Annotated in this window: 16 protein-coding genes; 12 read left to right on the forward strand and 4 right to left on the reverse strand. The window is 39.4% G+C overall.

The features are described 5' to 3' along the window. Positions 1-38: 38 nt before the first annotated feature. From QRN39_RS16305 to QRN39_RS16315, 3 genes are all read left to right on the forward strand, one after another. The gene (locus QRN39_RS16305) at positions 39-605 is read left to right on the forward strand and encodes a hypothetical protein (RefSeq protein WP_106033165.1); all 567 of its coding nucleotides are present in this window, start codon (positions 39-41) and stop codon (positions 603-605) included. Positions 606-622: 17 nt separating this feature from the next. Then, a complete protein-coding gene (locus QRN39_RS16310) occupies positions 623-1,912 on the forward strand; it encodes a hypothetical protein (RefSeq protein WP_284907676.1) in 1,290 nt (429 codons plus the stop codon). A 313-nt stretch (positions 1,913-2,225) separates the two neighbouring features. Next, positions 2,226-2,507, forward strand: coding sequence for a hypothetical protein (locus QRN39_RS16315; RefSeq protein ID WP_003217864.1), 282 nt, complete (start codon positions 2,226-2,228; stop codon positions 2,505-2,507). A gap of 53 nt (positions 2,508-2,560) precedes the next feature. On the opposite strand, the gene QRN39_RS16320 is transcribed toward QRN39_RS16315, so the two are convergent. Then, entirely contained in the window at positions 2,561-4,069 is a 1,509-nt protein-coding gene (locus QRN39_RS16320) for an AcpB/EbpR/MafR family transcriptional regulator (protein ID WP_284907677.1), read from the reverse strand. Positions 4,070-4,779: 710 nt separating this feature from the next. Here QRN39_RS16320 and QRN39_RS16325 point away from each other — a divergent pair. Genes QRN39_RS16325 through QRN39_RS16335 form a run of 3 tightly spaced genes read left to right on the forward strand, consistent with a single transcriptional unit; the run spans position 4,780 to position 11,869 of the window. Further along, positions 4,780-10,926, forward strand: coding sequence for a SpaA isopeptide-forming pilin-related protein (locus QRN39_RS16325; protein ID WP_284907678.1), 6,147 nt, complete (start codon positions 4,780-4,782; stop codon positions 10,924-10,926). A gap of 21 nt (positions 10,927-10,947) precedes the next feature. Beyond that, positions 10,948-11,550, forward strand: coding sequence for a class D sortase (locus QRN39_RS16330; RefSeq protein WP_106030229.1), 603 nt, complete (start codon positions 10,948-10,950; stop codon positions 11,548-11,550). Further along, on the forward strand, positions 11,543-11,869 hold the full coding sequence (locus QRN39_RS16335; protein ID WP_268493976.1) for a hypothetical protein: 327 nt from the start codon (positions 11,543-11,545) through the stop codon (positions 11,867-11,869). The genes QRN39_RS16330 and QRN39_RS16335 overlap by 8 nt, the downstream gene beginning before the upstream one ends. Positions 11,870-11,922: 53 nt before the next feature. On the opposite strand, the gene QRN39_RS16340 is transcribed toward QRN39_RS16335, so the two are convergent. From QRN39_RS16340 to QRN39_RS16350, 3 genes are all read right to left on the reverse strand, one after another. Continuing rightward, positions 11,923-12,237: a DMT family transporter gene (locus tag QRN39_RS16340; protein WP_003217878.1), complete on the reverse strand. Its 315-nt coding sequence runs from the start codon at positions 12,235-12,237 to the stop codon at positions 11,923-11,925. Further along, entirely contained in the window at positions 12,238-12,582 is a 345-nt protein-coding gene (locus tag QRN39_RS16345; protein ID WP_003217798.1) for a DMT family transporter, read from the reverse strand. It abuts the gene before it with no gap. A gap of 80 nt (positions 12,583-12,662) precedes the next feature. After that, entirely contained in the window at positions 12,663-13,241 is a 579-nt protein-coding gene (locus tag QRN39_RS16350) for a TetR/AcrR family transcriptional regulator (protein ID WP_034620888.1), read from the reverse strand. A 173-nt stretch (positions 13,242-13,414) separates the two neighbouring features. Between QRN39_RS16350 and QRN39_RS16355 the strand changes: the two genes are divergently transcribed. The 6 genes from QRN39_RS16355 (at position 13,415) to QRN39_RS16380 (ending at position 19,123) form a co-directional block, all read left to right on the forward strand. After that, on the forward strand, positions 13,415-13,963 hold the full coding sequence (locus QRN39_RS16355; protein WP_212046492.1) for a VanZ family protein: 549 nt from the start codon (positions 13,415-13,417) through the stop codon (positions 13,961-13,963). Continuing rightward, a complete protein-coding gene (locus QRN39_RS16360; RefSeq protein ID WP_212046491.1) occupies positions 13,960-14,424 on the forward strand; it encodes a DUF6884 domain-containing protein in 465 nt (154 codons plus the stop codon). Before QRN39_RS16355 ends, QRN39_RS16360 begins: the two co-directional genes overlap by 4 nt. 150 nt (positions 14,425-14,574) lie before the next feature. After that, entirely contained in the window at positions 14,575-15,204 is a 630-nt protein-coding gene (locus tag QRN39_RS16365) for a rhamnogalacturonan acetylesterase (RefSeq protein ID WP_137055509.1), read from the forward strand. A gap of 153 nt (positions 15,205-15,357) precedes the next feature. Next, a complete protein-coding gene (locus QRN39_RS16370) occupies positions 15,358-16,401 on the forward strand; it encodes an NAD(P)/FAD-dependent oxidoreductase (protein WP_050944761.1) in 1,044 nt (347 codons plus the stop codon). 70 nt (positions 16,402-16,471) lie between these two features. Further along, the gene (locus QRN39_RS16375; protein WP_284907680.1) at positions 16,472-18,055 is read left to right on the forward strand and encodes a helix-turn-helix domain-containing protein; all 1,584 of its coding nucleotides are present in this window, start codon (positions 16,472-16,474) and stop codon (positions 18,053-18,055) included. A 138-nt stretch (positions 18,056-18,193) separates the two neighbouring features. Further along, positions 18,194-19,123 carry an ABC transporter substrate-binding protein gene (locus tag QRN39_RS16380; RefSeq protein WP_137055506.1) on the forward strand — a complete coding sequence of 310 codons (930 nt, stop codon included), beginning with the start codon at positions 18,194-18,196 and terminating at the stop codon, positions 19,121-19,123. Positions 19,124-19,135: the final 12 nt, after the last annotated feature.

Below are 19,135 nucleotides of genomic sequence, written 5' to 3' on the forward strand. Positions count from 1 at the left end.
GCGTTCACAGAAACCTTTGAAACGGAGAGGAGTATTACATGGAACAAGCTGCACTGAAAAAGATGAGGACAAAACAAATAGGTGTCTCTAATTTGATATTCGGACTTATGATCATCGCTTTTTTTATGGTGATTCAAATCTTTAATATCCAACTTACACATTTCTTTTTGTGTTTAGGAATTTTAATGCTTCTCCAAGGCATTATCGGCTTTATCAAAAAAGGAAAAACAAAGTTTTTCATACCTATTTTTGAGCAGGTAGCTATTTATGAAAAAGAGAAGTTAGGAAAAGAATGGGAGAAAGAAAAATTTTCAGAGAATGTTTGGAAAGTCGTATTGAGTGGCATTATGTTTTTTCAATCATTTAGTTTTCAAAATGTAACGAATCCATTTAGTGACATCGAGCCTGTATTGACCATTTTATTGTTTTTAATCGTTCTAGCCTCTATCAATATAAGCATGCTTTTTCGCTTTAGAAAAATCGATCGATCGACTGAAGGAGAATTAACAGGCTATACAAAAGAGTCTAACATGATGGGAATTGCTTTAGGGTTATTGATGGCAATCATCATCTCTATCTTTATCGTCATTTTTCTTCTTCCATAAAACATCATTATTTAGAGGTGAAACCATTGAATGCAAACATACAACAATTGATTGATCAGACAAAGGCGAAATTTGGCTTAGATCTTTATGATCTAAAAAGACACAGCTTTCATCGTTACGTCAACATGTTCAATGAAACGATTTATACATTGAATATGGAATGGTTCCCCTCTCATGAAGCTGAACCTGAGGACGACGATATCAACCCAGACGGCACAGCTGTCATTGAAGTGAATTTGAATACAGGACAGATTATATCGGTTATTTTTGTCATGGACAAAACCTATGCGCAGCAGGGTGTCACGTTTAAGAGACCTTATCCAGCTCATGTCATTCAATGGATCGAACAAGAAACAGGGTTGATCTATGATGAGCATTTTCATATGCATCAGAAGGAGAAAGGGGAACTTTCTTTCGAAGAAGCAATAGATGGTGTGAAAGTGACGCCATCAGGCAGAATCGAAGTGAAATGGAATGAACATGGACAGCTCATGTACTTTACACACCACGGCCCATTTTTAGCCAAAACATTACTGAAAGCTGAGGAATATGCACTTTCTCTTGATAAGCTGGAGAACTTAGCCGAGCAGCAAGTACAGCTGTTTCAATGGCCTTCCTTCGAGCACAACCGAATCCGATCTATTTATGCGTTAGAAGAAATTTATGTGAAGAACGATGGAACAGGAACGCTTCCGTTTGAAATTGGGCGTGAAGAAACGCACTTTATACACATGAATGAGGTCATTGAGTGGAATGAACCGATAAACAATGCCTTTGAAAAAAAGGAAATGAACATTCATGAGAACATTTCAGCTGAACAAGCTTTCTCATTGGAACCGTCACCAGATACTTTCCCGATATCAAAAGAAGAGCAAGCTGAGTGTATCAAAGCAGTCCGAACCTTCTTGGCGCAAAAATATCCAAAGGATACAGGGAAGTGGGTTCTGAAAACACTCCATCGTAAGCATGGATACATCGATGCGATATTAAAAACGAACGGGCAAGAAGGCAGTGTGTTTATGGACAAGATCAAGGTCTTCATTGACGCCAGCTCGTTTGAAGCCGTAAATTACATAGATAAAAAAGAAATGTTTCAAGTGTGCGGGATACTCAGCCCCTCTCAAGCGGCAAGTGATATTTCTGTATCTCAGAAAGAAGCCTTTGAAAAATTGAGAGAACGTCTTGAACTTAAACCTATTTACGTCTATGACGAAGCGCAAAAACAATATGTTCTATGCGGAAAGCTCGATTGCCATGATGGTGTTGATGCAGAGAGCGGCGAAGTGTTTTCTTTGAAAGAACAGTGAGAAGCTGTTCTTTTTTGTCTCAATGCACCAATTTTTTGAATAAATTTGGAATTTTGTAGCAGGAAGTTGTCGTTTCATCACGAAAGAAACAGATAAGAATATGATCATAGGTCCATCGGTTGGAATATTAGTAGACATCATACATATGAAATACTCATGACAGTAAAGTTGATCTACAATGCTTTTTGAAAAAAATGAAATCGTGTCTCTAGTAGTATACGACATTTGGTGGGCTGATATCATAGGATGACTTTGAACATGTTTGATTTAGGTAAGCTTGAAGCCATGATAGAAGAAAGTGAGGATGTCTACCTTGAGTACATTGGAAGTGTTTCGTCAGTTTTTGGTTGACCATTATCCTGCGTTACAAGATGAACTTTGGCTAAAAGATGTTGATACCCTTCGAATCTCTCCTATTCTTCATCCTTTTCTGAAAAGCAAGCTGCCAGAGGGGATCGAAAAATTCACTTGTGTCCTATTCACGCAGCAGACAGATCAAACCGCTGCACCGCTCAAAGTATACCTTCTATTAGATGAATATGAGCAATCACTTTATGCCATTGATTTGATGAATGAACAAATAGTGCTTCATTAATACAGAAGCAAAAAGCTGCTTGAGAGCTCCTCAGCAGCTTTTTTTGATGAACATTAGCCTGTCATATCAACCAATCTTGAGTGCAAGTTGTCCAATTCTTTCTTTGTTGGAAAAGAGCTGATCAGCAGCGTAGATTGTCCGAATTGAAGAGGCAGCTCGGTATCGGTCACAATCATATCGATCCCAAGTTCCTCCATCGTGACATCATTTAATGTATTCTCTGGACTTGTAAAAATGTGAATGAGAGGAGGTACGCTTAATTTAATTAAATCCGCAATAAACAAACTATGATAATAGCCTAATGTTGAAATAACAAATATGTTCAACACGTTTCTCCGTTCCATTTCCAATTGAACAAGCCCTCTCCAGGACGACGTAATCATACGAATCAATTCCCGTTCATTTTTCACAAAAGGACCGAGGATATCGTCTGTTTTTAGCTCTTGGATGATATGAGTAATCCTCGAATAGAAGTAAGGAAACTGTTTTTTCACCTCTGATAAATAGCTCGATTTCTTTTTGAAAAGGAACCCATCTCTCACGGTAATTTCATTGGAATACACATAATATTGGAGAAGAATGAGTGTCATCACCTTGCGATTCGCTATTTCTTGATGAAAAATCGACTCCAATTGGTTGATAAATGAATGAATGGCATCATAAAGTCGTGGTGTATGTGATTGGAAGAACGTCAATTTTTCTTCGACAGTTTCAATTGATTTAAAGTGTCCAATAGCTGGTTCGATCAATAGCAAAAAGACAAATTCATGATGATCCAGCGTCACATCAAATACGTCTTTGGTCATTCGGCAAATATGCTCTTCCCATGTTTGGATTTGATCATAGATCCCTTTGGCTACAGAACTTTGTTTTTCCTCTTTCATTGAGTACGTATATTTACGGCTTATTGTGAAATTTTTCCTCATTCGGTGAATGGAAACGGCGAACCATAGGCAGTATTTATCTATCGCCACATCTGGCACATTGACTTCTAGCACCTGAAATAGCTCCTGTAATAAATCAACTGCATCTTGCTTTTGAATATCATCGAATGGCCAAAGCCGGCTTCCATACACTTCAAACAAAAATTCAACAAAGAATTGACGAATCTCCTTCTCATTTCCATGGAACTGCATACTATCTGGGCGTAATTCAATGTCATAAGAGATAAGAATGGAATTGATTTTATGAATGGTGTTGTACAATGTGGATCTACTGATATTAAGCGTGTCCATCCATTCATAGAAGGACCTGTTTTGTTCGAAAAAAATGCCATCAATCAATCGAATTTCAATCGTATCTTTTAAAATTTCCTTGATATAGTAGTCCACTCGTATCGTCTGTGTATAACAAATGGATATGCCTTGTCTTGGCTTTATGTGGATTAACGGCTCACCGTTCTCTGTTTTGAACGATTTCATTTGTTCTAAATCGCTTTGAATGGCACGAACCGAACCGATATGTTCATTCGATATCTCTTGAAGGCTCCACCACTTATTTTTGGATACAAGTAGTTTTAAAATGTTTATCCATCTCTTTGATTTATTATCAATGAGCTCCATCAAACAACTAACTCCTTCCTTTGGCTTGCCTCTATATTATGAAGTTCACTTAAAGAACATTTGATTCTCAAAATAGGCATGAAATGATTGTAATGTTTAGGCTAAATCGTTTTGTCTTCACTTTTCATGATAAAAGAGAAAAAAATTAGACGAAAACAAATGTTATGCCCTGATTCTCCATATTTTTCATTTATAAAGTGGTAAGTAAGCCATGAATCCTATAAAAATGGATCATTTTAGATATTTTGTTTATTTTTTTGCTGTTGAAACGGTAAATGTAAGAATAAAACGCAGCAACTTTTTGATTACCATATGAAAGGGAGTAGAAAGGAATGCGATTTATATAATGCTGAACTGTCTCACCTTACATACGATATGATACATGCTTGTTTCATATGAACGAACCATATGTGAGTACATGCTTATATATGCATGTACACATCATTTATTGTTCATTCCAGTATAAATAGAAAAATTCACATTTATTCTTTTCACGATCCTCTCACTATTCCCCATTTCTATAGACCCCTATCCAGTTATTATATCCACTACTCATGATTCCCTTTCAAGCTCATGATTGATCAACTCATTTTATTCATAGGGTCTTAAGGGGCAAATTTTTAGAAAATATTTGATCAGAAGCGGAGTGATTGATCTGACAGTATACAAATGATTTTTTTATCATGGTTGAAAATTAATTTTAGAAAAGGGTGGATGTATTGAAAAGAATATTGTCATTGGCTCTCATCGCGGTGTTAGTCATACAGTCTAGTATATTAGGAATCTTGCCTTTAGCAGGGGCACAAGCAAAAGAAATCCAAGAAAACATTTATGGAGATATTGAGTTTGCTGATAGCGAAGGAAACAAGTTATCAAACATGGAAGATCAGCAAGTCAGAAAGGCAATTGTCCATTGGTCGATAAAAGGAATCGATCTAAAAAAACAATATCCGTATGTTCTCACTCTTCCTTCAGCCATAAAGGTAGAGAAGGAACAGAAGGAACCCATTACTGTGGGTGACATACTTGTTGGTGAGTATACCGTTTCAAAACAAAATGAAGTGACGGTCATATTTAAAGAAGATGTTGAGCTTGATCCAAATTTAGAAGGATCAATAAACATAGATGTTACCAGTATAGCTGAGCCAAAAGAGAAAACAAAGCAAAACGAGCGTGAAGAAAGCCTTCCAAAAGATGACTCAACCTCATCTGAAAAAGACGATAAGAATCAAGAAGCCGCTCAAACGAAACAAAGCGATGAAGATGAATTACTAAAAAACAAAGTGAACGTATCTAAGCGTGTAGGGCTGCAAAGTGTTTCAAAACAAATGCAGATACAAGAAAATCTTCTCACTGATGCGAAATTAATATTTGAAGATCAGGACGGAAATTCAGTTGATAAGCCTGACATCAACTCGCTTATTTCCATTAACTATGAGTGGGCGATCCCAAATGGTCATAGCTATAATGGCGGGGATACATTCCATTTCAAGGTTCCAGAGGAATTAGTGATTTATGAAAAAATCGATCGTCTCGAGATGAAATTTAATCAGGCAACCATTGGTTATTTTTCTGTAGATGAGAGCGGAAATGCCTCCATCGAATTCACTGATTTTATCAAACAATATTCAAATATCCATGGAACACTCCAAGTATGGACGCAATTAGATCAAAAAACAGTCATTACTGAAGAAAAAGAAGTGGTCATAACCCCGATTGAAGGCAAAGATACGATATCGATCCCGATTCAATACATTCCAAATGGTCCAAACGTCTCTAAAAAGGGAGAACCAAATCGATCTTACAATGCTGAAACCATTCAATGGACAGTCGATTTTAATATGGACTTAGACGATGTGAAACAAGCGAGACTTTTAGATCCGATTCAAGAAGGTCAAGCGTTAAAGAAAGATTCAATCAAGCTTTATCGTGTTGATACAAAGCTAAATGGTGAAACATCGCTTGGTCAGCTGCTTGACGAAAACCACTACACAATTGGCCAAACAGCAGATGGTCAAGATTTCACGATTGAATTTAAAGATGACGTGCATCTAGCTTACCGTTTAATGTATGAAACGGACATTACGAATCAAGATCAGTCTGCGTTTCGTAATAAAGCGTCCCTTGTCTCTGCTGATAAAGTGATTAGTTCAGCAGAAGGAACAGTGAATGTGACAAGAGGCAGTCCTTTAAATAAAAAAGCCGCCCACTACGATCCAGTCACACAAACAATTACGTGGGAAATTCGTTACAACTATAACGAAAAAAAGATTGCTGAAAAGGATGCTTTGTTAGAAGACTTCTTTAATGGCACACAGGCGCTGATTTCTGATTCATTTCAAGTCAAGGAAGTCACAATTGATCAGAATGGCAAAGAATCAGGAACAAAAGCATTTGAACATTATGTGATTCAACCTCAAAAAAAGGATGAACAAAACGGGTTTACCTTGCAATTCAATCAAGATATTCAATCGGCTTATCTCATCACATATCAAACAAAAGCAACCGAGCGGATTTTCGAAGCTGAAGAGATTATCAATACTGTAACAGCTGGCAAAGAGAGCAAACAAGGGAAGCAAAGAATTGATCAACAAATCCTAACGAAAAATCATGGAACACCGAATTACAAGAACAAGACCATTCCATGGCGTATCACCTTCAACAAAGATCAACAAACCATGAACAACCTGATATTAAAAGATACGTTTACAAACGAAGGATTGACGCTGCAAAAAGATAGTTTAAAAGTGACGACAGGTAATACAGTGCTTGAAGAAGGCACAGATTATCAAATAGTTGAACATGCAAATGGATTTGATATTCAATTTACGAAAGAAATCAAGACAGAACATACCGTCACATATACAACGTCTTTTGATTATGAAAAAAGAGCAGATAAAGATCAAAAGAACCTGCGTAATCATGTAAAGCTTGAATGGGTAAATGAAGATGGCAAGGATTTGACGAAGGAAAATCAGTCTGTCTTCACGCCTGACACATACACGCAGTCAAATGGTTTCAAGAACGGAACATATGATGCAAAGAAAAAAGAGATCACATGGAATATCGGTGTGAACTATAACTTGAAACATTTAGAAGAGGCGAAAATCGAGGATTTCATTCAAGGAAATCAGCGTTTGCTTAAAGATTCAATCATCGTCTACTCGCTTGATTTACAAGGCGGGGAAAATGGGGCGGAAGAAAAAGAGGTATTAGCGAAAGAACATTATGACATCAAATTCCTTGAAAATGAAAAAGGAGAATCAGGCTTCGAAGTCATTTTCAAACATGCCATTGATTCCCCATACAAAATCATGTATCAAACAAGTGTTGAAGGAATGGATTTAGTACAGAAAACCTATGAAAATAAAGCGACCCTTTATGATGGAAAGACGAAAGAATCAGACGTAAATGCTGTGGTGTCCATTCCAAATGGAGGGAAATACACAAGCAAATCAGGAAATCAGCAAGGGAAAGTCATTGATTGGAAACTCAATATCAACTTTGGCCAATCAACAGTCCAAGATGCGACGATTATAGACCATCCGAGCAGTAACCAAGCGATAATAGAAAACTCATTTCATCTCTATTCGACGACAATAGATGAAAAGGGGCAAGTGACCAAAAAGGAAGAGCTGGAAAAAGGGAAGGACTATGAACTAGACCTTGAATTCGATCCAGATTCTTTTCAAATCAAATTTAAAGAAGAAATCACGAGACCATATATTTTAGAATACCAATCTCTCATTTTAGATAAGGTGGGAAGTACACTTCAAAACGAAGTAACGTTTAGAGGTGAAAATGTAAAAGAAATCAAAAAGGAATCCGAAGCCTCAATTGTGGTCAAACGCACCGCTGGTATGGGAGATGGCACAGGAGCGATTGGCGCTTTAACCATTAAAAAGGTAGACGCGAGTAGTGGAAAAGCGCTAAAAGGAGCAAGCTTTTCTCTGACAGATGCTGCGAGCGGTATCGTCATTGGAACAAAGACAACAGATGAAGAAGGAGCTCTTCGATTTGATCGTCTTCTGTATGGTGACTATATCGTGACAGAAGAGAAAGCACCTGATGGTTATATTAAGACGAAGGAACCAATCAATGTAACGATTGATCAGCCCTACGAATCAGGAGATCAAGCGAAAACAGGAAATAGCATGACGGTGCAGAACCAAGAAATCCGCCAGCATGTCAAGTTAACGAAAAAAGACAAAGAGACGGGTGCGGCATTAGAGAATGCTGAATTTGAACTGAAAAATGAATCTGGAGATACCGTCCAAACCCATTTGAAAACGGACGAAAAAGGAGAAATTCTTTTCAAACATCTTGAGCCAGGTTCCTATTATTTTGTTGAGACAAACGCACCGAAAGGCTATCAATTAAATCAGCAAAAATGGCCGTTCACAATCAAAGAAAATCAAACAGAAACAACGATTGTCACTGCAGTAAATGACATCATCAAAGGCTCTGCTGAATTGAGCAAAATAGGTGAAGGCGGAGAGAGACTAGAAGGTGCACAGTTCAAGCTCTTAGATCAAGACGGGCATGAGCTAAATGGTTCGCTTGTTACAGGAGAAAATGGCAAGATCACGATAAACGAACTAAGACCGGGTACGTATCAGCTCATTGAAACAAAAGCACCTGATGGTTATGTATTAGATGAAACACCAATCAAATTTGAAGTACCACTCGATCCAACAGAACCAGTCATCATTTCACAAAAGAACCTATACGAAACAAGTGCATTAGAAGTGGTGAAAGAAGGGGAAGATGGCAAGCAGCTTCAAGGTGTTCGATTTGAAATCACGGATCAAAATGACGAAGTTGTGCGTAAAGATTTGACAACAGATAAAGATGGGAAGCTTTTGGTCGATAACCTCAAACCGGGCAAATATCAGCTTGTAGAGACAGAGAGTATTGATGGTTATCAAAAGAAAAATAAACCTTATCCGTTTACCATCGAAATCGCACAAAAAACACCGGCAGAGATCAAAGTGATCAATGATCTCAAAACTGGAGCTGTCCAGCTCACGAAGCTTGGTGAAAAGAATGAAGCGCTTGAAGGAGCAGAATTCAAGCTTGTAGATGCAAATGGAAAAGAGATGAAAACAGGTCTCGTCACTGATCAGAACGGGGAAATCATCGTCAACGATCTTAAACCTGGAACCTATCAGTTTGTTGAAACGAAGGCTCCATTCGGTCATGAGCTTGACGAAACACCTGTCACTTTTGCTATTCCATTTAACCCTCAGAAGCTGGTCAGTGTGACAAAAGAAAATAGCCGCACAACAGGCGGAGTGCTGTTACACAAAAAAGGCGAAGATGGGAAATCATTAGAAGGGGTTGTCTTTGATCTATCTGATGCCAAAGGAAAGATAGTGGCAGGAGGAGAAGGGATTACAACCAATCAGGATGGAGAAATCACCTTCACAGGTCTAAAACCTGGAACCTATCAATTTGTTGAAAGAAAGAGTCTTGAAGGCTATGAATTGAGTGCGAAACCACTTGTCTTTGAAGTTGAATTAGGTCAAAAAGAATGGATTCAAGTGGAGGCCATCAATCAGCTCAAGAAAGGTTCTGTAGAACTAACAAAAATAGGGGAAGAAAAAGAAAGATTGAAGGGCGCAGAATTTACACTTTTCAATGACGATGGTAAAGAATTGATGTCAGGTTTAACAACCAACGAGAAAGGCATCATCACTGTCAACGATTTGAAACCAGGCGCTTACCAATTGGTTGAAACGAAGGCTCCTTTTGGACATAAACTTGATGCAGAACCAGTAGACTTTAAGATTGATTTCAATCCAAATCAACTGGTGAAAGTGACAAAAGAAAATATTCGGACGACAAGTGCTGTGAAGCTTCAGAAAAAAGGGGAGGATGGTCAGTTGCTCGCTGGCGTGACCTTTGACCTGATTGATGCGCACGATCAGCGTGTGAAGAAAGACTTAAAGACAGACAAAAACGGTCAACTGACAGTCGATCAACTGAAGCCAGGAACCTATCAATTTGTCGAAACAGCAAGCATTGCCGGCTATGAATTGGATCAGACACCTGTCTCATTTACGATCCGTTTAGGTCAAGACAAACCAGCCAAAGTAGAAATGATCAACAAACTGACGCCGGGAGCAGTGGAACTGACCAAAGTGGATGATGAGGGACATACGCTCGAAAATGCAGAGTTTGCTCTTCTGAGTAAAGAAGGGAAAACGTTGAAGAAATCACTTGTAACCGATCAAAAAGGAAAGCTTCGCATCAACGATCTAAAACCGGGAGAATATCAATTCGTTGAAACGAAAGCACCTCATGGCTATCAATTGGACCATAAGCCGATCCTGTTTACAATTGAAAAAAATCAGCAGAAGCCACTTCAATTAACAGCGAAGAATCACTTGATCTTAGGAAGTCTGCGTATCATAAAGGTAGACCAGCAGACAGATAGAACTTTAAAAGGTGCAGCCTTTGACATTCGTACAAAAGCCGGGAAAACCATAAAATCTGTGACAACAGGAAAAGACGGAGAAGCCATTGTCAAAGGGCTTAAACCTGGTGAATATACACTCACAGAGACGAAAGCTCCAAATGGTTATGTAGCTTTAAAGAAACCACTCATCTTTACAATTCAAATGGGCGAAGTGGAGATCAAGACATTGATTGTGAAAAATGCTCCAGTGAAGAATGAAGAGGACCACACGAATCCTCCAGCCTCACCTAAAGGGGATCAACATCCACCTCATGACTCAAACGGTGAGCTGCCAAAGACTGGAGAAGAATGGCTGCGTTATATGATGTATGCAGGGATTTTACTAGTAGTTTCTGGAACTGTTCTTCTTGTTCTTAGAAGAAGAGCCATTCAGTAAAAGGAAGGAACGAGTATATTGATGAAAAAAAGAACCTTATTAGGCAGCTTTTTGGTGGTCGCGGGGCTAATGCTCATCTCCGTTCCTTTTATATATGAGTGGCGAACTTCTCAAGAGACAGCAGCAATGGAACAGGCATTAAAGATGATTGAAGAAAATGACAGTGATGCCCTTTCTTCTATTCCACATCTAACTGTGTCAGAAGAAGACCTTCGAGATGTGATGGAGCTAGAGATCCCGTCAATTGATTTAAACGAAAAAGTGCTTCCTGTTACTTCAAAAGAAAATTTAGGTATTGCACTGACTCAGATCAAATCTCATCAAATGCCAGGTGAAGGAAATTTCACGATTGCAGGCCATAGAGGGTATAAAGGCGACCGGCTTTTCAGGCAGCTGCCAGAGGTGCCGAAGGGAGAAAAAGTCGTCTTACATCATCAAGCGGAAACATATGAATATAAAATTGTCAGCTCAGCTACGATTGAACCGACGGATGTTGATGTACTAAAGGATCGCGGGAAAAATGAACTGACATTGATCACTTGTACTCTTGATGGTCAGAAACGATTTGTCTTAAAAGGAATACGAATCAATGCTTCAAAGGGTGAGCAACCGTCGGATGTATAACACCAACATAATAGATGATGGGTACAATGGAAAAGCAACGCTCACGACCGACATGTTACACCAATTGTTATCAGAGCATTATCCAACATTAAAAAACGAACGTTGGGATGTTGATGTAGATACAATTCGGACTTCGCCTATTCTTCATCCTATATTAAAAAGAAAGCTTCCAATTGGTATCGAAAAATTCACCTGTGTGTTGTTCACGCAGCAAACAGCAGCTTTTGGAGAGCCTTTGATAGTGTACTTTTTATTAGATGAGAAAGGCGAATCGATTTACGCAATGGATCTCTTGCTCGAGCAGCATGATCCACATTAAACGAGAACTAAAAAAGGAAGGGGCTTTGACTCCCTTCCTTTTTTGTCATTCAATTACGCAAATAACTTCAGCCCAACGACGCCAATCACAATCAGCAGCAAGCTGAGTATACGAATCATGTTTTTCGGTTCTTTAAATAGAATCATATTAAACAAGACAGAGCCCGCTGTTCCAAGTCCAATCCAGACCGTATAGGCAACGGATACTTGAACGGAAGAGAACGAGGCATATAAAAACAAAAAGGATAGGGCAAATCCGCCGACAAATAAAATACCTGTCGTGATTTGCTTTTTCTTACTAAACATATTGAGGCCAATGGTTCCGCCGATTTCGCAGGCAGAGGCTAATAGTACAAAAAACCAGCCCATTTATACCGCTTCTCCTTTCTGCTCATGTGCATCTCCATCAGACACTTTTAGTCCAATAATGCCGAGAATTAAAATGCCCATAAATAAGAGCTTTTCTAATGAAAACGAACCGCCGAACAGCGCGTAATCCATCAAAGACGTACCAATCGTTCCAACTCCGGCAAACACGGCGTACACGGTCCCTGTCGGCAGCTTCTCGCAGGCTTTCATTAAAAAATAAAAATCAACCGGGATCAGGCAGATAATGATCGCCCACTCCCACACCGCATCAGCTCTATTTAAACCAAACACCCAAAGTAATTCGAATAAACAAGTGAGTGCGACATACATCCAGCTTTTTTTCATCGTATTTCCTCCTAAAACTCAAAACTGACGATTCGTCATTTTAAAACCAAAAAAGAGCGTACAGCAAGTGCTGTACTAAGTTAAGGTGTCTCTATGCCAAGTGCGTAAAGAAGAAATTGCTTCACCTCTCGCTTTTGAATCAGAACCTCTTCTGTATCTGTTTCTGTAAATAAGTACATTTGCTCAGCAGACGATTCAAGTAAACCGATAATGAATTTGGCTGCATATTGACAGTTCAAATTCGCACGAACCCTTTTGTCCTGCTTTGCTTTTTCTAAAAAAGCAGCGACCCATTTGTAAATCGGCTCATAAATATCTTCCCATTCCTTTAAATGCTCCGTGGCAGCTAAACCTGAGTAGGTCAGAGCAAGGACGTCACGGTATTGTCTTGTAAAAGAGAAGATGAATTCAACAAGCGCATCTGCTTGATCGAGGACATCCGCATGCTGAGTCAGTTCCTTTTCAATAGCGGGAACCATCTGCGAGATGAGATGTTCTGCGATAGCAGGCATGACAGACAGCTTTGAAGGAAAATATAAATAGTACGTTCCTTGCGCCACTCCTGCTGCTTTCACAATATCCGAAATGGTCGTTTTTTCGATTCCTTTTTCTTTAAACGCATCAATGGCAGCAAGCATAATCTTTTCTCGTTTCGACACATCATCACCGACCTTAAATGACTGAATGTCAGTCAGTTTAGCGGAAAACTGACGATTTGTCAATATGGGTGTCTCGTCATTGAATAGGAGAATAAGTGATGAATAGATGAGGGCAGGCCTGAATAAGCTGTAAATATGGTCAAGCATCATGTGAGAAAGGGGCAGCTCTCCGTATGACATTCAGTGCGATGTTTTCCATTACTTATTTTCTCTTGCTCGTCCCGCTCTATTTACATATGAGATACAGACAGGCGAAAAAGCAAAAACGATTTATCTATTTACGAACAGAAATCGTTCTTGCCTGTCTGTTTATGTATACGAATGTTTTATTGTATTTGACGGTCTTTCCAAATCGTTTTTCCGCACCAAGGGATCAGGTGAGTGTCAACCTCATGCCTTTGCAGTCCATTTATCAAAATCTCCATGCCTATCATCACGGCTATCCCAATCTTGTTTTTTTAAATTTGGCAGGGAACATTTTGTTATTTGTGCCACTTGGTTTTTTTCTCTATCAGGCATTCCGAACCTTGCGCTGGCAAAAGGCGATTCTTGCTGGCTTTTTCTTGTCAACAATGATTGAAGTGCTTCAATGGGTATTCTCGCAATCTGGTATGATTACAAGAAGCAGCGATATTGATGATATTCTATTAAATACACTCGGCACAGCGCTAGGTTGTATGTTGTATCGAATGTATCGACGAAGGAAGGAGAAAATCAATTGAAGCGAGTATGTATCATTCCATGTGGGGCGAAGAAAATTTGGGACGTCCATCCAGAGGCAGGGAGCCAGCCAGCGAACCTCGTTTATTTAAGTCCGCTGCATCAGCATACGAAGAGCTATGCCCAAACGTTCTTTTCAGACTGGCTGATCATATCAGCGAAGCATGGATTCCTAAAAGCAGATGATATCATTCATGAAAATTATGATGTGGCTTTTGGTACACCGCATGCTGATCAGATAACACGTGAAGCACTAAGGCAGCAATTTCATGAAAAACATCTCACTGCATATGATGAACTAGTGATACTAGGTGGAAAGAAATATCGAAAGGTGATCGATCCTTTATTACTTCCTCATCAGACAGCGATTTATCCGCTAGCTCCATATAAAGGAATTGGCTACATGCTTCAGGCGTTAAAGCAAGCCGTTGAGACAAAAGTAGAACTTCCGCCGAATATTTAACGCATTCACATCTACCGGTAAGCAGGGGTTTGATCATTAAAAAGAGAATGAATGAAGTAGCGATGCTGATTGTTTCATATCTTTTCAGCAGCCACTAGGATGTCCGCATCGCTTATAAGAGTGGCTATATGAACAAGGGGGCGTATGAACATGACAACCATCTATTTAGCTGGTGATTCAACCGTTGCATCTTACCCGGATCGTCCTGTTCAAGGAGGATGGGGAGAGTTTTTACATCGCTATACAGCGCAAGGCGTGAGCGTCGACAACCGCGCAATCGGTGGAAGAAGCTCAAAAACATTCATTGAAGAAGGACGGCTTGATAAAATATTGGCTGACATTCAGCCTGGGGACTGGCTGCTTACACAAATGGGGCACAATGATGCTTCAACGGAGAAGCCCGAACGGCATACAGATCCTTTCACGACGTATAAAAGCTATTTGTCTCAATATATTCACGGAGCAAGAGCAAAAGGAGCTACACCGCTTTTATTAACGCCAGTCGGCCGCTTTCATGAAAAAGACGGAGAATACATCAATGACTTCCCTGATTACTGTGCCGCTATGAAAGAACTAGCTGATGAAGAAGAAGTCCTTCTTGTTGATTTAAATACGGCAAGCCTTCAATTTTATCAAATTTCCGGCATAGAGAAAACGACTTCTTACTTTATGCTGTCAACAGGCGTAGAGGATCGCACGCACTTTACAAAAGAAGGAGCAGATGCGATTGCAAGACTTGTTTCGCTTGAATTAAAAGACCTTGGATTAGCGATTGTGTGATGGATGACAGGACGAGAAAGAGCTCGTCCTGTTCTTTTTTTGCAGAAAGCTATTGATTCCCTTCACCAGAGTAGACTACAATAGGTACATATGATAATGAGAATCAATATCACTTATAAATAGATCAATCGATGAAAAACTGGAGGGACTCAAATGACAGAGCAGCTTGAATTGTTTGACGTCACCATTATTGGCGGCGGTCCAGCAGGAATGTACACCGCCTTTTATAGTGGGATGCGGGATTTAAAGACAAAGGTACTGGAGTATAACGAAAGCCTTGGTGGGAAAATCCTACTGTATCCAGAGAAAGTCATTTGGGATGTAGGTGGATTAGTGCCAACAAGAGGAGAGCAATTAATTAAACAGCTTGAACAGCAAGCTAAAACATTTGAACCTGTCATTGCATTAAATCAAAAAATAACAGACTTTCATCGCTTAGAAGATGGAAATATATTGATTACGTCCGAAAATGGTGATCGCCATTTAACCAAAACCTTGATTTTGGCAATGGGGCACGGTATTCCAGTTCAAAGAAAGCTGGAGGTTGAAAATGCAGATCGCTATGAAGTAACAAACCTTTATTATACGGTTCAGGAGCTCAAAACCTTCGCGGGAAAAAAAGTCGTCATCTCTGGGGGCGGCGATTCTGCGGTGGATTGGGCAAATGCCCTTGTGCCAATTGCGAAAAGTGTCACTGTTATACACCGCAGAGATATGTTTGGTGGACATGAAAAAAACGTGGCGAATATGAAAGCATCAAGTGCACGTATTTTAACCCCACATGAATTAACTGACCTACATGGTAACGGAAAAGAAATCGAAGCTGTCACTGTTCAGCATTTAGAAACAGGTGAAAAAGAACGTATTGAAACAGACGCAGTTATTGTCAACCACGGCATGAAAGGCGATTTAAGTGTTCTTGCAGAATGGGGATTAAAGCAAGGTGAATGGGGACTCATTGAAGTGAATGAGCAGATGGAGACCAATTTACCAGGTGTGTATGCAGTAGGTGATTTATGTACACATAAAAGCAAGGTCCGCTTGATTGCAGGAACGTTTGTAGATGGTGTGAACGCACTAAATAGTGCGAAATTATATATCGAACCAGATGCGGAGAAAGTGGCGTATGTATCTTCTCATAATGAACGTTTTAAGGAAAAAAACAAAGAATTGCTAGCAGCCGGTGCGAATCGCTAAAAAAACAAAACAAGAAGGGTGGTGCCGCAACGGCATCACCTTTTTTATCGCTGAAAGGAGGTATCTGAAGATGAACGCACAAATGGAAACGATGCTACATATGAAAAAGAAAATTCAGATGTGTCTGAAAGCAAAACAAACGAACAGATGGCAGACAAAATCTCCAAGCGTTTTAACAGCTGATGGTACCGTTGTCATTCAGCTAGAAGGAATGGAGTACGAGCTTGACGGTGGGGATAGCCTGTTTATACGATCTCACATCCCCGTTGTCATCCGTTCTTTATCTAATCAGCAAGTCACAATTTTTGCTGTTTCATTTGAACATTACATGCTCACAAATGATGCTGATGATGAATTAATTTATAAAATCAATTATGATACCCTGCCTGATAACGGGCAAGTGGTGATGGGCTCACCGGTATTATTTCATCATATTAAACGTTTAAGTGACCCCTCTTATTCAGAAAGTAGCCAAGTGAAGCTACTAAAGCTAGTACTGCAAATATTCCAGCAACAAAATGAAAAAACAACTGATGCTGATCATTATTCAATTCAAATGATTCTTCAATACATTGCAGAGCATTACCAACAAGAACTGACCCGTAAGGACTTAGCACATAAAATGGGCTTTAATGAAAGCTATTTCTCTACTTTTTTTAAGAAAAGCGTTGGAATGAGTGTCACAGATTATATTGCACAAATTCGAATGGATGAAGCAAAAAAGCTATTGTTCAAAACCGATGAACAGGTTCAGGCGATTGCACAAAGAGTAGGCTATACTGATAGCCTCTATTTCAGCAGAAAATTTCGTCAAAAAACGGGCAGATCGCCTAGTCAGTATCGACTGAGCCGCCAACCAAAACGAATTGCCGCTTTTCAGTTTGTAGGCTCTTTGCTTGCGCTTGGAGTGAAACCAATTTGCATGGAAGAAGATATTGCTCTTTATTCAGATGTGCTTCAAGGTCAACTCAGTGATGTTATCGTCATTCATGAGCATACACCTGACGACGTTTTGAAGGACATGAACTTAGACCTCATTTTAATGCCTGATTATTTCTATACAAACATAGAATGGATGAAACGCATGGAGAAAATCGCTCCTGTGCTTGTTTTTCCATATAGTCGTCTGAGTCCTGTAGAGGAGGTACTTTGTTTAGGTAGCCTCATCGGAAGGAGCGAAGAAGCAAAGCAATGGGTGGAGCGTTATGAGAAGCAAGCACAGAAGGAAAGAGCTCGCTTGACGCCATTTTCTAAAAAAAAGGAAACAGTTGCTTTATATGAAGTAAGGGGACATGACAAGGTGTATATGTGGTCTTTTCATGCGAGAGGAGCAATCAACCTATATAAAACGTTGGGGTTGAAGCCCCCTGAAGCCATTCAAGAGGAGGTGCTGAAACCGGATAAACATGTTGTGATTCCGCTTGAGCGTTTAGCAGATTATGCAGCAGATCATATGTTTTTTATTGTGGCTGTTCGAAATGGATGGTACAGACATATGGACAAACGTATGAAGGAAAGTGATGTCCTGCGTAATTTACCCGCAGTGCAAAATAATACATTCTACCTGTTAAAACTAGAAGAATTTAGATTTGGTGAAGGGGAACGGGCGATAGAAATCATGAAACGATTCTCTCAATTTTTAATAAAAGAATAAGAGTTTCTAACAATTGTCCATAAACAAGTTATGACGATTATCCATAGACCGATAGACAAGCGGTTGATAGAATACGAGAGACAAATAAATGATAATTATTCTCAGTGATTCATCATGATATGGAGGAGAAAAGAAGTTATGAAAAAACAAGGCATATTTCTTAGTTTAATAGCTTTAGTGTTGTTATTCGCACTAGCAGCCTGCGGTCAAAAGGAAGAAAGTAAAAAAGCCGAAGAAAAAACAAGAACGGTTGACACAGTGAAAGGCAAGGTCGAGATTCCAGCAAATCCAAAGCGTATTCTCGTAGATGGCTATTTGGGTAGTGCTGTTGCACTAGGGGTAAAACCGGTTGGTGCCACAACACAAGATTTAAAAAACATACATCTCAAAGGCAAAGTGGATGGTGTGGCAGACATTAGTGATGAACGCTCCGCCGAAAAGGTGGCAAGCTTAAAACCAGACCTCATCATTTCAGCTGTAGACGATGAAAAGGTACTTGACGTCTACAGAAAGATTGCCCCAACGATTGTTTATCCGTTCGGTGTATTTAAAAATTCACAAGAAGAGATCACTACATTAGCCAGCATCTTGAATAAAGAAGAAGAAGGAAAAGCGTTTTTGAAAAAATTTGATCAACGTATAGAAGCTGCTAGAAAGAAAGTGAAAACAGTCATCAAAGAAGGCGAAACAGTGTCAATCTTGGGTGCATTTAAAAATGATGTCTATGTGTATGGGAATGGTATCTATCGAGGTGGACAAGCACTTTATGAACAATTGCAGCTTCAGCCGCCAAAAGATGTTGCAGACACTGTTTTAAATGGAAAGTCAGGATTTGAACATATTTCATATGAAGTGCTACCAAAATATGCAGGTGATTATATATTTGTTGATGAAGCCAACGGAGGTACGTTCGATAAGAACAATTCAATATGGAAAAGCTTAAAAGCGGTGAAAAAGAATCAAGTACATGACTTGGATATTACGTATTTCTGGCCATTTGATCCAATAGCTATCGCCAATCAAGCAGAAAAATACGTTGAGATATTGACAGAATTATCTCAGAAGTAAGGGGGCTGCTTT

Origin of the sequence: Bacillus sp. lyk4-R2A-2 (genome assembly GCF_030209735.1) — a bacterium.
Classification (GTDB): Bacteria; Bacillota; Bacilli; order Bacillales; family Bacillaceae; genus Bacillus; species Bacillus pumilus.

Excerpts from the sequence above, each read along its gene's own strand:
- QRN39_RS16305 (WP_106033165.1), top strand. The coding sequence starts at position 39 with ATGGAACAAGCTGCACTGAAAAAGATGAGGACAAAACAAATAGGTGTC.
- QRN39_RS16320 (WP_284907677.1), bottom strand. The coding sequence starts at position 4,069 with ATGGAGCTCATTGATAATAAATCAAAGAGATGGATAAACATTTTAAAA.
- QRN39_RS16330 (WP_106030229.1), top strand. The coding sequence starts at position 10,948 with ATGAAAAAAAGAACCTTATTAGGCAGCTTTTTGGTGGTCGCGGGGCTA.
- QRN39_RS16335 (WP_268493976.1), top strand. The coding sequence starts at position 11,543 with ATGTATAACACCAACATAATAGATGATGGGTACAATGGAAAAGCAACG.
- QRN39_RS16340 (WP_003217878.1), bottom strand. The coding sequence starts at position 12,237 with ATGGGCTGGTTTTTTGTACTATTAGCCTCTGCCTGCGAAATCGGCGGA.
- QRN39_RS16345 (WP_003217798.1), bottom strand. The coding sequence starts at position 12,582 with ATGAAAAAAAGCTGGATGTATGTCGCACTCACTTGTTTATTCGAATTA.
- QRN39_RS16355 (WP_212046492.1), top strand. The coding sequence starts at position 13,415 with ATGACATTCAGTGCGATGTTTTCCATTACTTATTTTCTCTTGCTCGTC.
- QRN39_RS16365 (WP_137055509.1), top strand. The coding sequence starts at position 14,575 with ATGACAACCATCTATTTAGCTGGTGATTCAACCGTTGCATCTTACCCG.
- QRN39_RS16370 (WP_050944761.1), top strand. The coding sequence starts at position 15,358 with ATGACAGAGCAGCTTGAATTGTTTGACGTCACCATTATTGGCGGCGGT.
- QRN39_RS16375 (WP_284907680.1), top strand. The coding sequence starts at position 16,472 with ATGAACGCACAAATGGAAACGATGCTACATATGAAAAAGAAAATTCAG.
- QRN39_RS16380 (WP_137055506.1), top strand. The coding sequence starts at position 18,194 with ATGAAAAAACAAGGCATATTTCTTAGTTTAATAGCTTTAGTGTTGTTA.